Below are 14,522 nucleotides of genomic sequence, written 5' to 3'. Positions count from 1 at the left end.
AGCTTTATCCAGTCCGCAAAGGTCTAATTTGTAGTTGTACTACATTCAGACTATCTGGTCATGTTGCGCCGCTTCCCCGTCGGCAGCCATCGTGGCAAGCTGCTGTTTCGGTTCATGAACAGGATAGACCATGCCATCTACGCTGCCCCCGCTGCCGGAGTCCCTGCAGGCAACCCGTGATCATCATCTTGCCCAGTGGGCGGCCGCGCTCGCCCAGGCGGGGCTGACCGAGCGTCGGTCGGAACTCGGTGAGGTTTTTGAAACAGAGCTGGCGCAGGTGCTGGCCGCCAGTGACTTCGTGGCAGAGCAGTTACGCCGTGATCCTTTGCTGGCCTGGCGGCTGGTGGAGCAGGGGCGTTTGACCCGCTCACTCGAAGAGGGCGAGCTGCGTGGCTTGCTGCAGCAGGTGCTGGAAGGCTGTGACAGTGAGGAGCAACTGGCGCAGCGTCTGCGCCGCTTTCGTCAGTGGCAGCAGGTGCGCATCATCTGGCGCGACCTGACCCGCCGGGCGGCATTGAAGGAAACCACCCGGGATCTCTCGGATATGGCCGACGCCTGCATCGACGAGGCCTATCAGTGGCTGTACCGGCTCTGCTGTACCAGCTTCGGCGAGCCGGTCAGTCGTGACGGTGTGCCGCAGCACATGGTGGTACTCGGTATGGGCAAATTGGGCGCGGTCGAGTTGAATCTGTCGTCCGATATTGACCTGATCTTTGCCTATCCCGAGGCAGGTGAGACCCGCGGCGGTCGCCGCAGCCTGTCGAATCAGGAGTTTTTCATTCGCCTGGGGCAAAAGCTGATCAAGGCGCTGGATGCGCCCACGGTCGATGGCTTTGTGTTCCGTGTCGACATGCGCCTGCGCCCCTATGGCGACAGCGGTGCGCTGGTGTTCAGCTTTGACGCGCTGGAACAGTACTACCAGAGTCAGGGGCGCGACTGGGAGCGCTACGCCATGATCAAGGCGCGGGTGGTGGCCGGTGATCAGCAGGCCGGCGCCGAGCTGCTGGCGATGCTGCGGCCGTTTGTCTACCGGCGTTACCTGGACTTCGCCGCGATTGACGCGCTGCGCACGCTCAAACAGATGATTCAGCGCGAGGTGCAGCGTAAGGGCCTGCACGACAACGTCAAACTGGGCTCTGGTGGCATCCGCGAGGTCGAATTTATCGGTCAGGCGTTCCAGTTGATTCACGGAGGGCGTGACCGCAGCCTTCAGCAGCGGCCGATTCTGGGGGTGCTGAAAACCCTGGGTGAGAATAACTACCTGCCTGCTGAAGCAGTGCAGGAACTGACCGATGCCTATGGCTTTTTGCGTGATACCGAACACGCCCTGCAGGCGGTTGATGACCGCCAGACGCAGATGCTGCCGACTGATCCGCAAGGCCAGGCGCGGATTGCGTGGATGCTCGGTTTTTCCAGCTGGGAGGCCTTTCGTGAGCGACTTGACGCCGAACGTTGGCGTGTAGCCCGTCATTTTGCCGGCGTGATTGCGGACCCGGACGAAGACGAGGACGAGCTGCAGTCGAGCCAGACCGACTGGGTGCCGTTGTGGGATGGCACCCTGGAGCCGGAGCAGGCACTGCAGCAACTGACAGAGGCTGGCTACACCGAAGCGCCAGCGGCCTGGAAGCGTCTGCAGGATCTGCTCGGCTCGGCCAGAGTGCGTGCCATGCAGCGGGCGGGGCGCGAGCGGCTGGATACCTTCATGCCGCGGCTGCTGGCCATGGCCTGCGAGCAGGATAACCCCGATCTGGCTCTGGAGCGCGTGCTGCCCCTGGTCGAGGCAGTGGCGCGGCGCTCTGCCTATCTGGTGCTGCTGACCGAGAATCCGGGTGCACTGCGTGAGCTGCTGGTGTTGTGTGCGGCCAGCCCGTGGATCGCCGAGCAGATTGCCCGCTACCCGGTGGTGCTGGATGAGCTGCTGAACGCCGGACGACTTTACCGGCCACCGGTCGCAGAGGAGCTGGCCGACGAGCTGCGCCAGCAGTTGCTGCGCATCCCCGAGGACGATCTTGAACAGCAGATGGAAACCCTGCGCTATTTCAAGCGGGCGCACGTGCTGCGCATTGCTGCTTCGGAAATTGCGGGCACCCTGCCGCTGATGAAGGTAAGTGATTACCTGACCTGGATGGCGGAAGCGATCCTGCAGCAGGTGCTGATGCTGGCCTGGCGCGAGATGGTCGCACGCCACGGCCGCCCGGCGCGGGCCGACGGGTCGCGCTGCGAGCTGGATTTCATCATTATTGGTTATGGCAAGGTCGGCGGTATTGAGCTGGGGCATGGCTCCGATCTGGATCTGGTGTTTATCCACGACGGTGATCCGCAGGCCGATACCGATGGTGAGCGACCGATCGAGGGTAGCAAGTTCTTCACCCGGCTGGGGCAGCGGGTGATCCACATGCTCAATACCCAGACGGTTTCCGGGGCATTGTACGAGGTGGATATGCGCCTGCGGCCGTCCGGCGATTCCGGGCTGCTGGTCAGCTCGCTGGCGTCGTTCTCGCGCTATCAGCTGGATGAGGCCTGGACCTGGGAGCATCAGGCGCTGGTGCGGGCACGTGCGCTGGTCGGCTGTGAACGTCTTGCCGAACGCTTTCAGGCGCTGCGGGCTCAGGTGTTGGGCCGCCAGCGCGATGAGCAAACACTGCTGCGCGAGGTCAGCGACATGCGCCAGAAGATGCGCGACAACCTCGGTACCAAGGCAACGCGGGCCGGTACAACGGCAGATGCCTTCACCGCGGCGCAATTGTTTGATCTCAAGCAGGACGCAGGTGGTATCGTTGACATCGAATTTATGGTGCAATATGCGGTTCTTGCCTGGTCGTGCCGGTACCCCGAATTACTGCGCTACACCGACAACATCAGGATTCTTGATGAGCTGCAAAACGCCGGTCTGATCGCCGGTGAGGATGTCACCAGCCTGCAGGAGGCTTACAAGGCCTACCGGGCTGCAGCTCATCGCCTGGCTCTACAGAATCAGCCGGGCAAAGTAAGCGGCGACCAGTTTCATGATTTCCGACACGGGGTCATCAAGCTCTGGCAGCAGGTGCTGCCACCCCAGGAGCCGATCCCCGATACGCGGGTGTGATCGGCTAGGGCGCGCTCAGGCAGAAACCAAGAACGCAAGACTGATTGAATAGATACGTATGGAGCTGGCTGCTATGTCGATGGCCGATCGTGATGGTCTAATCTGGTTTGATGGTGAAATGATTCCCTGGCGTGAAGCCAATATTCACGTGCTCACGCACTCGCTGCACTATGGCATGGGCGTATTCGAAGGCGTCCGTGCCTACAAGACCCCTGATGGCACCGCCATCTTCCGTCTGGACGCACACACCGATCGCCTGTTCGATTCTGCCCACATCATGGGCATGAAGATTCCCTTTACCAAGGAACAGCTGAACGAGGCGCAGCGCGCCGTGGTTCGCGAGAACAACCTGGAAACCGCCTATATTCGCCCGCTGGTGTTCTACGGATCCGAAGGCATGGGTATTCGCGCTGACAACCTGAAGGTACATGTTGCCATCGCAGCCTGGCATTGGGGTGCCTACATGGGCGAAGAAGCACTTGAGCGCGGCATCAAGATTCGCACCAGTTCCTTCACCCGTCACCACGTCAACATCACCATGACCCGTGCCAAGGCCAGCGGTGCCTACATGAACTCCATGCTGGCGCTGCAGGAAGCGGTCTCCGCCGGTGCCGACGAGGCGCTGCTGCTGGATCCGGAAGGCTATGTTGCCGAGGGCTCGGGCGAGAACGTATTCATCGTCAAGAACGGCACTATCTACACCCCGGAAGTGACTGCCTGCCTGAACGGTATTACCCGCGCAACGGTGCTGGCGCTGGCGTCGCAGTTCAATATCCCGGTTGTCGAGAAGCGCATCACTCGTGATGAAGTCTACATCGCCGACGAGGCCTTCTTCACCGGCACCGCCGCCGAAGTTACGCCGATTCGCGAGCTGGATTGCCGCCAGATCGGTGCAGGCCGTCGCGGTCCGATCACTGAAAAACTGCAGAAGGCATACTTCGATCTGGTCACCGGCCAGACCGCAGAGCACGCCGAATGGCGGACGCTGGTCGGTTGATAGCCGCAAGCGGCAAGCCTCAAGCGGCAAATATTTGCGCGCCGCTTGGGGTTTGTTGCTTGAGGCTTGAAGCTCGAAGCTTATGAACATCCTGATTATCGGTCCCAGCTGGGTTGGCGACATGGTGATGGCGCAGACGCTGTTCACCTGTCTGAAGCAACGCCATGGTGACGGCTGCATGATCGATGTGCTGGCGCCTGACTGGAGCCGGCCGATTCTCGAGCGCATGCCGGAAGTGCGCAGCGCGCTGAGCTTTCCGCTCGGTCATGGCGCGCTGGAGCTTGCTACCCGGCGGCGCATTGGTCGCAGTCTGGCCGGTCAGTACGAGCAGGCGATTCTGCTGCCCAACTCCCTCAAGTCAGCGCTGGTTCCGTTCTTTGCCGACATTCCGCTGCGCACCGGTTGGCGCGGCGAGATGCGCTACGGTCTGCTCAACGACGTACGCAAGCTGGACAAGGACGCCTACCCGCTGATGATCGAGCGCTTTATGGCGCTGGCCTATGAGCCGGGCACCGAGCTGCCGAAACCCTACCCACGCCCGTCACTGCAGATTGATCCGGCATCGCGCGATGCGGCCTTGGCGCATTTTGGCCTAGAGCGTGATCGTCCGGTGCTGGCGCTGTGTCCGGGGGCCGAATTTGGCGAGGCCAAGCGCTGGCCTTCGGAGCATTATGCTGCTGTCGCCGAGGCGCGCATTCGTCAGGGCTGGCAGGTGTGGCTGTTCGGCTCGAAGAACGACCACGCGGTGGCCGAACAGATCCGTGGCCGGCTGATTCCGGGGTTGCGTGAAGAGTCGACCAACCTGTGTGGCGATACCAGTCTGGCCCAGGCGATTGACCTGCTGTCGTGCGCTGACGCGGTGGTCAGCAATGACTCGGGGCTGATGCATGTGGCTGCGGCGCTGAATCGCCCGCTGGTGGCGGTCTACGGCTCGACCTCGCCCGGTTTTACGCCGCCGCTGGCTGACCAGGTGGAAATGGTGCGGCTGGGTCTGGATTGCAGCCCCTGCTTTGATCGGACCTGCCGGTTTGGTCATTACAACTGTCTGCGTGATCTGGCACCTGCCCAGGTGGACGCAGCGCTGGATCGGCTGGTAGGCGATCTGCTGCCCGACCCGCAGGACAGCTGATCCTGATGCGGGTGCTGCTGATCAAGACGTCCTCGCTCGGGGATGTCATTCATACCCTCCCGGCATTGACCGATGCTGCGCGCGCTATCCCAGGCATCCGTTTTGACTGGGTGGTGGAAGAGGGCTTTGCCGAAATTCCGTCCTGGCATCCGGCCGTGGAGGCCGTGATTCCGGTGGCCATTCGTCGTTGGCGCAAGAAGCCGTTTCAGGCAGTGCGCAGCGGTGAGTGGGGTGCCTTCAAGCGCCGTCTGCGCGAGACTGACTATGATTTGGTGATCGATGCACAGGGCCTGCTCAAGAGCGCCTGGCTGACCCGCTATGCCCGCGCCGAGGTGGTGGGGCTGGATCGGGACTCGGCCCGTGAGCCGCTGGCCGCACGCTTCTATCAACGTCGGCTGCCGGTACCCTGGGGCCAGCACGCGGTGGAGCGTACTCGCCAGCTGTTTGCCCAGGCGCTTGGCTACACGCTGGAGGAAGGGCTGGGGGATTACGGCCTGGACCGCGCGGCATTGGGCGCCGAATCGGCCAGCACGCCTTATGTGGTGCTGTTGCATGGCACCACCTGGGTGACCAAGCACTGGCCCGAGCTCTATTGGCGGCAACTGGCCGAGCGGTTGGTTGCCAGCGGTGTTGATGTGCGCCTGCCGTGGGGGAGCCTCGATGAGCAGGCCCGTGCGCTGCGCATCGCTGAAGGGCTGGAAGGCGCGCTGGTATTGCCCCGTTTGCCGTTGCGTGATGTTGCCCGGCAGCTGGCCGGTGCCAGCGCCTGTGTCGCAGTCGATACCGGGCTCGGCCATCTGGCAGCGGCGCTGGATGTGCCGACCCTGTCGCTGTTCGGGCCAACCAATCCGGGCTTCACCGGCGCCTACGGTCGTGCACAGCAGCATCTGGCCAGCGATTTTGCCTGCGCGCCCTGTCTGCGCAAGCAATGTACCTATAAGCCGACCCCTGAGGATGCCCGCCGGTTCGATCTGACCCGCGAGCAACCTCTGTGCTTTACTCGACTTGACCCCGAGAGGGTCATGCAGCACCTGCAACCGCTGCTGTCCAACAAGAGAATCGTCTGATGCAGCTGGCTTTTGTGCTTTACAAGTATTTTCCCTTTGGCGGTTTGCAGCGTGACTTCATGCGCATCGCCAAGGTTTGTCAGGAGCGCGGACACAGCATTCGTGTCTATACCCTGATCTGGGAAGGCGATATTCCCGAGGGGTTTGAAGTGCTGGTTGCCCCCGTCAAGGCCCTGAGCAATCATCGCCGTAACGAGAAATTCACCGCCTGGGTCGAGGCCGACCTGGTCAAACGCCCGGTCGACCGGGTGGTTGGCTTCAACAAGATGCCGGGGCTGGATGTTTACTATGCTGCCGATCCCTGCTTCGAAGACAAGGCGCAGACCCTGCGCAACCCGCTGTATCGCATCTCCAGCCGTTACCGCCACTTTGCCGAGTACGAGCGGGCGGTATTCTCGCCTGCTGGCAAGACGCAGATTCTGATGATCTCCGAGGTACAGCAGCCGCTGTTTACCAAACACTATAAAACCCCGCTGGATCGCTTCCATCTGCTGCCGCCGGGCATCGCACCGGATCGTCGGGCACCGGCCAACGCGGCCGAGATTCGCGCCGACTTCCGTGCTGAGTTCGGTCTGGCGGACGACGAACTGCTGCTGGTGCAGATCGGCTCCGGGTTTATCACCAAGGGTGTGGACCGCTCCATTCGCGCACTCGCGGCGCTGCCAGCTGACCTGCGCAAGCGCACTAGGCTGATGGTGATCGGTCAGGATGATCCCGGCACCTTCCAGCGCATCGCGCGCTCGCTGGCGGTGGATGACCGGGTGATCTTCATGAAGGGGCGCAGCGATGTACCGCGCTTTTTGCTGGGCGCCGATTTGCTGATTCATCCCGCCTACAACGAAAACACCGGCACTGTGCTGCTTGAATCGCTGGTGGCGGGTCTGCCGGTGCTGGTGACGGATGTGTGCGGTTACGCCCATTACATCAGCGAGGCAGACTGTGGCCTGGTTGTGCCGTCGCCATTCAAGCAGAGTCAGCTCGACCAGATGTTGAGCGACATGCTGAGCAACTCAGTCTTGCGCAAGGAGTGGAAAGCCAATGCCCTGCGGTTTGCCGATCAGGCCGATCTCTACAGCCTGCCTGAGCGTGCTGCGGATGTGATCCTGGGAGCTGGCGCGTGAGCAATACCCTGATTCTGCGCGAGCCTTTCCTCAGTCTGTGGGCCAATCGCGACGCCTTCGATGCGGTGGAAGCGCTGCAAGGCGAGGTATTTCGCGAACTTGAAGCACGCCGCACGCTGCGCACGGAAGTCAATGGCAAGGGTTATTTCGTCAAGATTCATCGTGGCGTCGGGTGGGGCGAGATTTTCAAGAACTGGTCGACCCTCAAGCGCCCGGTGCTGGGCGCAGGGCAGGAGTGGCAGGCGATTCAGGCACTGACCGCTGCCGGCATCAATACCATGACGGCGGTAGCCTTTGGTGAGCGGGGCAGCAACCCTGCTGCACAGCACTCGTTCATCATTACCGAAGAGCTGGCGCCGACCATCAGTCTTGAGGATTACAGTCGTGACTGGCTGCATAAGCCGCCGGCTCCGGGCATCAAATGGGCGCTGATTCGTCGTGTCGCCGAGATGACCGCTGCAATGCACCGCGCCGGCGTCAATCACCGCGATTGCTACATTTGCCACTTCCTGCTGCATACCGACAGGCCGATGACCGCGCACGACTTCAAACTGTCGATCATCGATCTGCACCGCGCACAGATTCGTCCGACCGTGCCCCGGCGCTGGCGCGACAAGGATCTGGCGGGGCTGTATTTCTCGGCGCTCGAGATCGGCCTGACCCAACGCGACAAACTGCGTTTTTTGCGCGCCTATTTTGCCACCCCGCTGCGTGAAACCCTGCGCTTGGAAGCCCCGTTGCTGGCGCTGCTGGAGCGCAAGGCGCAGAAGCTGCAGGCCCGTTTCGAGCGCAAGTATGCGCCGGGGGCCGATGAATGAAGCGCTGGACCCTGAACCCCGAGTACGCCACCGGGGAGAGCGGTCGGCTGTTCGCCGATCTGGATACGGTGTTTGCGCTTGAAGGCGAAAAGATCACCCAGGACCCACTCAGTACTGTGCACCGGGTCTGGGTTGCCGACCGGTATTACTACGTCAAACGTTACACGGGCGCGGGCAAGAACCTGCGCCGCTACGTTGGCCGTCCGCGAATTCGGGCGGAGTGGGAAAACCTGCTGAATTTCCACGCCTGGGGGATTCCGTCTGCAACAGTCGTCGGATTCGGGCAAGAACGCCGCCGCGGCGCATTCGTGCGCGGCGCACTGATTACCGAGGAGTTGCCTGATACCTCTGATCTGGCGCGTATTGCATCGCAGCGTGATGCGCGTTTGCGCGATGGCGCATGGGTTGCGCACGTCTCGCGCCAAATCGCCTGGGCGACCCGAATGATGCACGATCAGGGCTTTACCCATAACGATCTGAAGTGGCGTAACCTGCTGGTCGACAACCGGGCGCTTGGCAATGTCTACTTCATTGATTGTCCCGGCGGCAGCTTCTGGTGGGGCCCCATGCTGCGCTATCGGGTTATCAAGGACTTGGCGTGCCTCGACAAGATTGCCAAGCATCACCTCAGCCGCAGCCAGCGGCTGGCGTTTTTCAAACTGTATCTGGGCAAGCAACGTCTGGACCGTATGGATCGCAAACAACTGCGCGCGATCCTGAACTTCTTCAAGGGCCGAGAATGACGCGTACTCCCTTCATTGCAGTTAACGCACGGGATGTATTGTCCCGGCATGGTCTCGACAGCTTCGAGGCGCTTTGGGCGCTCCAGGTTGACGCCGTTGACGCACCGAATACGGGGCGCGGTGGCTGGAGCAGCGTCTGTCGTCTGGAGTTGGACGATGCCAACGGTCAGGTGCAGCGCTTTTATCTCAAGCGACAGGACAACCATTGCACCCGTACCCTTAACAGCCCCCTGGGGGAGCCAACCTTTGCCCGTGAGTTTCGGGCTATTCAGGCCTATGCCAGACAGGGTATCCCCGCGCTGGACGCTGCTTTCTTCGGTCAGCGCAGAGAGCGCGGTCATGCCCAGGCCGTGCTGCTGACGCGGGCCCTGGACGACTATGCGCCGCTGGACGAGTGGTTTGAGCGCTGGAGTCAGTTGTCAGTCAGTGAGCTGCGTACCTTGATACTGTCCGCAGCTGCGTTGGTGCGCGCTCTGCATAATGCGGATCGTATTCATAACTGCCTGTATCCGAAACACGTATTTCTCAAGTTGCATGGCGACGGTGCCGGCGCGCGTTTTATCGATCTGGAAAAAACCCGACGGGCCATATTCGGTCAACGTGACCTGATTCGGGATCTGGAAACCCTGCATCGGCGCAGTCTGGTGCCAAGTCGAACTCAGCGCCTGCGTTTTGTTCTTGCCTATCTGGGCAAGCCCCGCCTTGACGCAGAAGCACGGGCCTTTGTCCGTGCATTGGCTCGTCGTACGGCAGGAAAGAGAATGAATCGATGAGCCTGACAACCGATCTGCGCGGCGCTGGTCGCGAACCGCCTCTGTCGCTTGTCTTGCCGCTGTCTGAAGGCGAGGCGAGGGTGCTCCGCTGGTTGCGCGTATTGCCCGGTAAGCGACTGGTCGCTCAGGTTGAAATTGCCGGCTCGGAGCGGTTGCTCAAGCTGTTTATTGCTGCCGGTGCCGAGCGTCATTGCGCGCGCGAGGCGTCCGGTATTCGGGCGCTGCAAGCGCAGGGCGTTGCTACGCCTGAGCTGGTAGGCGAGGGCGAGATTGACGGGGGCGGTCGCTATTTGCTGAGCGCCTACCTGGATGGTGCTGAAACCCTGCAGCAACGCTGGGAAGCGCTGCCCGCCCGGCAGCCGGGCGACGCTGACGCGCTCACTCTGCTTGGTCAAGCTCTCAGCCTGATTGGCACCATGCACCAACGTGGTCTGGTACAGACCGACCTGCATCTGGGCAACTTCCTGCTTCACGAGACGCAGCTGTACGTTATTGATGGCGATGCAGTCGAAACCCTGAATCCGGGCGCACCGCTTGCTCCGGCACAGGCAGAAGACAACCTGGCGATCTTCTTTGCCCAGCTTGATCCTGAGTGGGATGAGCTCTGCGAGCTGCTGCTGATCGGCTACCTGCAGCACAGCCCGCTGGCGCTCAACCCCGACCGGCTGGCAGCACAGATCAAGCGCGTGCGCCAGCGCCGGCTTGATGACTTTCTCGGCAAGACTCTGCGTGATTGCACCCAGTTCTCGGTTAAACGTAGCTGGACGCGGTTTGCCGCAGTTGTGCGCACCGAGTATCAACGTCTGGCATCGCTGCTCGCTGCGCCAGATGACGCGTTGGCCGGCCAAACGCTGCTCAAGGACGGTGGAAGCAGTACGGTTGGCTGCGCTGTCGCTGATGGAAAGTCGGTGGTTATCAAGCGCTATAACATCAAGGGGTTCGGTCACTGGCTGACCCGCTTCTGGCGACCAAGCCGCGCCTGGCACTCCTGGCTCGCCGCCCATCGGCTGCAGTTTCTCGGCATCCCCACGCCGGCACCGCTGGCCATGATGGAGCAGCGTTTCGGGCCGCTGCGACGACGGTCGTGGCTGATAACTGAATACTGTTACGGGGTCGACCTGCTGCGCCATCTCGGCGAAGATGGTCAGAGGTTGCCAGACGATGCTACCGCGACAGCACTGCTTAAGCTTTTTGCTCAACTGGTCGAGGCCAGAATCAGTCACGGAGATTTCAAGGCAACGAATCTGCTGTGGCTGGATGGAAGGGTGATTTTGATCGATCTGGACGCGATGCAGGCGCACACACGTAATGCTGGCTGGCAGCGTGCATGGCAGAAGGATCGACAACGGTTTATCCGTAACTGGCCTGCTGCAAGCCCGCTTGCATGCTGGCTGGAAGAGCGCATGCCGCGTTTTTAACCTAATTTTGGACTTCGAAAAAAGAGGATTCCCGTGGGATTTACTGTACTTGGCCTGTCTGGCGCCCTGAGCCATGACCCTTCTGCGGCCCTTTATATTGACGGTAAACTGATCGCCGCCGTCGAAGAAGAGCGATTTGTGCGTGACAAGCACGCCAAGAACCGGATGCCCTACGAGTCGGCGAAGTTCTGTCTTGAGCAGGCCGGCATCACGCCTGCGGATGTTGACGTTGTCTGCATTCCGTTTGCTCCCATCAGTCTGTTTAGCAGCAAGGCGCGCTGGCACTACGCCAAGCGTTACTGGTATGCCCCTGATCGATCACTGGACGCGCTGCTGACCGGCAATCGCCGCTTCAAGCGCTATCGCAAGAAGATTCTCTGGTGCCTCGAACAGCTGGGCTTTGAGGCCAAAAAGGTGCGTCTGGAGCCGGTGGAGCATCACCTCGCGCATGCATCCAGTGCCTATCACTGTTCTGGCTTTAGCGAAAAGACTGCGATTCTCGGCATTGACGGCAAGGGTGAGTACGCCACCACTTTCTTTGGCTGGGGCGAAAACGGCAAGATCCACAAGATCAAGGAGTTCTACGATCCGGATTCGCTGGGCGGTCTGTACGGCGCAATTACCGAATACCTCGGCTTCGAAATGCTCGACGGCGAGTTCAAGGTCATGGGTATGGCGCCCTATGGTGACGCCGCCAAGTACGATTTTTCCCGTCTGGCCAAGTTTGAAAATGGCGAGCTGATCATCAACACCGATTACGCCAACGTGATCGGCTTCCGCCGCTACAAGGAAAAAGGCAAGGGCTACTACTTCTCGCCCAAACTGATCGAATGGCTGGGGCCCAAGCGTGAGGGCGATATCGCCGACGATCCCTACATTCATTACGCGGCTGCGATGCAGGCGCTGTTCGAAAAATTGGCGCTGGAGATGATCGACTTCTATCTCGGCGATATTCTGAAGGAAACCGGCCGACTTGCCTTTGCCGGTGGTTGTGCGCTGAACGTCAAGCTTAACCAGCGCATCATCGCGCGGCCGGATGTCAAGGAGCTGTTCGTTCAGCCCGCCTCCGGTGACGCCGGCACCGCTGTGGGGGCTGCTGCTTTTATCTCGGTCAAAAACGGCGTGCCGGTCGAGAAGATGGAGCACGTCTACCTGGGCCCTTCATACAGTAACGAAGACATCATTGCTGCCTGCGCCCGTCATCCTGACAAGCCCCAATGGCAAAAGATCGACGATGTCCCGCAGGAAATCGCCAAGGTGCTGGTTGAAGGTAACCCGGTCGCCTGGTTCCAGGGTCGCATGGAGTTTGGGCCGCGGGCGCTGGGCGGTCGTTCGATTATCGGTTGCCCGAGTGTTGCAGGCGTAGCCGATCGCATCAACGAGCAGATCAAGTTCCGCGAGCGCTGGCGCCCGTTCTGCCCCTCAATGCTGGATACCGTTGCCCCGCAGATGCTCAGCGTTGATCACCCGTCGCCCTTCATGACGTTCACCTTCGACGTCAAGGAAGGCTGGGCCGAGCGTGTACCGGAGGTTGTGCACGAGGACGGTACAGCGCGTGCCCAGGTACTCAAGCGCGAATACAACCCGCGTTACTACGATCTGATGAAGGAACTGGAAGCCATGACCGGCAACGGTGTGGTGCTCAATACCTCGCTTAACCGCCGTGGTGAGCCAATGGTTTGCTCACCGACCGATGCGTTGAACATGTTCTTCGGGTCGGATCTGCAGTTTTTGATTATGGAAGATGTGCTTGTAGTAAAGGGGAGGGGGCAGTGACCGAGACAGCGACGGGTGTGCTGATAAGTATCGTTATTCCTGCCTATAACTACGCGCAGACACTTCCGCGTACAGTCGAGTCCGTAGTGCCGCAATTGTCTGATGATTGTGAGCTGATCATCATTGACGACGGCTCCACCGACAATACACCGCAGGTAATCTCGGACCTGCAGCAAAAGTATCCCGAAAAAATTGCAGCTGAGCGTAAGATAAATGGCGGTCTTGCCTCCGTGCGTAATCGAGGCATCGAAATAGCTCGCGGCGATTGGCTGATTTTTCTTGATGCTGATGATGAGATGGCAGATGGTGCCATTGAGCATATCCGTCAGCATCTGGATGCTAATTCCGAGACTAGATTTGTTGCCGGAGGGCATGTTTCGGTGAGCCCCAATGGCAGGCGTAGTGCTCATACTCCGGGGAGTATGCCTGACGACCCTTTGGCCAGGGTACGGGCTTACCTTCTGGATAAAACGCTTGCGCTGTCAAATGGTGCTTGCGTGATGCATCGTGACGTATTCATTCGTGGAAACTACCCAGAAGCCTTTCGCAGTGCAGAGGATATTCCCGTCTTCACTCAAGTGCTGGCGAGCTATCCCTGTTCGGTGTTGGATGAGCCGCTGGCGTTGATTCATAAGCATGCAGATAGCTTGCGTCATCAGTTCTCCCATGCAAAAGCTGGTGGCCTGAAACTCGTAGATGAGGTTTTTGCTCCGCACCGCTTACCTGGTCAATTTCAGTCATTGCGTCGGGCGTTCTTTGTTCAGCGTTGCCTGTCACTGTTTCGGAGTGCCTGGTTGGCGGGCGAATACGAGCTTGCGAAGGAGTGGTTCTTGCAGGCATTGAAGGCTGACTGGCGCGTGATATTTCGCGTGTCATATAGCCGCAAAGCGTTGCGGCTATGGTTGCGGAGGCAGTAACAGGTATGCGTCTTTTCAAGCAGATTTATTGGAGGTTGCGCGACCTGTTTTATCGTAATCGATGGCACATCGAGGCCGATAATAGTGTGGTTGTCAGTGATTCAGCGCGCTCGGCACTTAAAAAAACTACCATTAAAGTGCGTGGCAAAGGCAATCGTCTGATTATTGGGGATGGCGCTAATATAACTAATTGTGAGATCCGACTATATGGTAAAAACAATGTTATAAATGTCGGTTCTGATGTTCGCTTTAAATCGGGCAAGCTGTACTTGATGCAGACAGAAAATCAGAATATTTGTCTGGGTTATGGTACTACGGTGGAAGGCGCGTACCTACTGGTGGATGAAGCTGCAAGTATTAATATTGGTAACGATTGTATGCTCTCTACCGATATTATAATCCGTACAGGTGACAAGCATTCGATCCTCGATCTCGACACTGGGGAAAGAATTAATCGAGCAGCAAGCGTGGTCGTTGGTGATCATGTATGGATCGGCAGGGCTGTTCAGGTGCTCAAAGGATCCAATATACCTACTGGGTGTGTGGTCGGAGCTTGCTCACTAGTGGCTGGGGCGTTTGACGAGAAAAACAGTATTCTTGCTGGGGTGCCTGCACGTGTAATCCGTCGCGGAATATGCTGGGACAGAGATCTTCTTTGATTTTTTTGTTATCAATCTT

At 59.7% G+C, this 14,522-nt stretch carries 12 protein-coding genes; all 12 read left to right on the top strand.

Translation table 11 applies throughout. The annotated features are described in order from the left end of the window. Nucleotides 1-130: 130 nt before the first annotated feature. The 12 genes from glnE to AC13EY_RS13390 all read left to right on the top strand — a co-directional run bounded on the left by glnE (nucleotide 131) and on the right by AC13EY_RS13390 (nucleotide 14,503). The gene (gene glnE / locus AC13EY_RS13445) at nucleotides 131-3,085 is read left to right on the top strand and encodes a bifunctional [glutamate--ammonia ligase]-adenylyl-L-tyrosine phosphorylase/[glutamate--ammonia-ligase] adenylyltransferase (RefSeq protein WP_228245856.1); all 2,955 of its coding nucleotides are present in this window, start codon (nucleotides 131-133) and stop codon (nucleotides 3,083-3,085) included. 73 nt (nucleotides 3,086-3,158) lie between these two features. After that, complete coding sequence (locus AC13EY_RS13440) at nucleotides 3,159-4,082, top strand: branched-chain amino acid transaminase (protein ID WP_088275742.1); 924 nt, start codon at nucleotides 3,159-3,161, stop codon at nucleotides 4,080-4,082. 82 nt (nucleotides 4,083-4,164) lie between these two features. Then, a complete protein-coding gene (gene waaF / locus AC13EY_RS13435) occupies nucleotides 4,165-5,211 on the top strand; it encodes a lipopolysaccharide heptosyltransferase II (RefSeq protein ID WP_335600130.1) in 1,047 nt (348 codons plus the stop codon). A gap of 5 nt (nucleotides 5,212-5,216) precedes the next feature. Next, nucleotides 5,217-6,278, top strand: coding sequence for a lipopolysaccharide heptosyltransferase I (waaC, locus tag AC13EY_RS13430; protein WP_269687885.1), 1,062 nt, complete (start codon nucleotides 5,217-5,219; stop codon nucleotides 6,276-6,278). Continuing rightward, nucleotides 6,278-7,399 carry a glycosyltransferase family 4 protein gene (locus AC13EY_RS13425; RefSeq protein WP_482877377.1) on the top strand — a complete coding sequence of 374 codons (1,122 nt, stop codon included), beginning with the start codon at nucleotides 6,278-6,280 and terminating at the stop codon, nucleotides 7,397-7,399. The genes waaC and AC13EY_RS13425 overlap by 1 nt, the downstream gene beginning before the upstream one ends. After that, on the top strand, nucleotides 7,396-8,217 hold the full coding sequence (gene rfaP, locus AC13EY_RS13420) for a lipopolysaccharide core heptose(I) kinase RfaP (RefSeq protein ID WP_269687883.1): 822 nt from the start codon (nucleotides 7,396-7,398) through the stop codon (nucleotides 8,215-8,217). Before AC13EY_RS13425 ends, rfaP begins: the two co-directional genes overlap by 4 nt. Further along, entirely contained in the window at nucleotides 8,214-8,960 is a 747-nt protein-coding gene (locus AC13EY_RS13415) for a lipopolysaccharide kinase InaA family protein (RefSeq protein ID WP_482877375.1), read from the top strand. Before rfaP ends, AC13EY_RS13415 begins: the two co-directional genes overlap by 4 nt. Beyond that, a complete protein-coding gene (locus tag AC13EY_RS13410) occupies nucleotides 8,957-9,733 on the top strand; it encodes a lipopolysaccharide kinase InaA family protein (protein WP_233049135.1) in 777 nt (258 codons plus the stop codon). The genes AC13EY_RS13415 and AC13EY_RS13410 overlap by 4 nt, the downstream gene beginning before the upstream one ends. After that, nucleotides 9,730-11,151, top strand: a complete 1,422-nt coding sequence (locus tag AC13EY_RS13405; protein WP_233049136.1) for a lipopolysaccharide kinase InaA family protein — start codon at nucleotides 9,730-9,732, stop codon at nucleotides 11,149-11,151. The genes AC13EY_RS13410 and AC13EY_RS13405 overlap by 4 nt, the downstream gene beginning before the upstream one ends. 33 nt (nucleotides 11,152-11,184) lie before the next feature. Further along, complete coding sequence (locus AC13EY_RS13400; RefSeq protein WP_482877373.1) at nucleotides 11,185-12,927, top strand: carbamoyltransferase family protein; 1,743 nt, start codon at nucleotides 11,185-11,187, stop codon at nucleotides 12,925-12,927. Beyond that, nucleotides 12,924-13,844, top strand: coding sequence for a glycosyltransferase family 2 protein (locus AC13EY_RS13395; RefSeq protein WP_482877371.1), 921 nt, complete (start codon nucleotides 12,924-12,926; stop codon nucleotides 13,842-13,844). The genes AC13EY_RS13400 and AC13EY_RS13395 overlap by 4 nt, the downstream gene beginning before the upstream one ends. A 5-nt stretch (nucleotides 13,845-13,849) precedes the next feature. Continuing rightward, entirely contained in the window at nucleotides 13,850-14,503 is a 654-nt protein-coding gene (locus tag AC13EY_RS13390) for an acyltransferase (protein WP_482877369.1), read from the top strand. Nucleotides 14,504-14,522 lie beyond the last annotated feature (19 nt).

This window comes from Halopseudomonas sp. L-58 (genome assembly GCF_056859475.1).
This window is presented reverse-complemented; position numbering and strand designations above follow the sequence as displayed.

Coding starts and splice junctions, on each gene's coding strand:
- AC13EY_RS13425 (WP_482877377.1), top strand. CDS start 6,278: ATGCAGCTGGCTTTTGTGCTTTACAAGTATTTTCCCTTTGGCGGTTTG.
- waaF (WP_335600130.1), top strand. CDS start 4,165: ATGAACATCCTGATTATCGGTCCCAGCTGGGTTGGCGACATGGTGATG.
- AC13EY_RS13440 (WP_088275742.1), top strand. CDS start 3,159: ATGTCGATGGCCGATCGTGATGGTCTAATCTGGTTTGATGGTGAAATG.
- waaC (WP_269687885.1), top strand. CDS start 5,217: ATGCGGGTGCTGCTGATCAAGACGTCCTCGCTCGGGGATGTCATTCAT.
- glnE (WP_228245856.1), top strand. CDS start 131: ATGCCATCTACGCTGCCCCCGCTGCCGGAGTCCCTGCAGGCAACCCGT.
- AC13EY_RS13415 (WP_482877375.1), top strand. CDS start 8,214: ATGAAGCGCTGGACCCTGAACCCCGAGTACGCCACCGGGGAGAGCGGT.
- AC13EY_RS13405 (WP_233049136.1), top strand. CDS start 9,730: ATGAGCCTGACAACCGATCTGCGCGGCGCTGGTCGCGAACCGCCTCTG.
- AC13EY_RS13410 (WP_233049135.1), top strand. CDS start 8,957: ATGACGCGTACTCCCTTCATTGCAGTTAACGCACGGGATGTATTGTCC.
- AC13EY_RS13390 (WP_482877369.1), top strand. CDS start 13,850: ATGCGTCTTTTCAAGCAGATTTATTGGAGGTTGCGCGACCTGTTTTAT.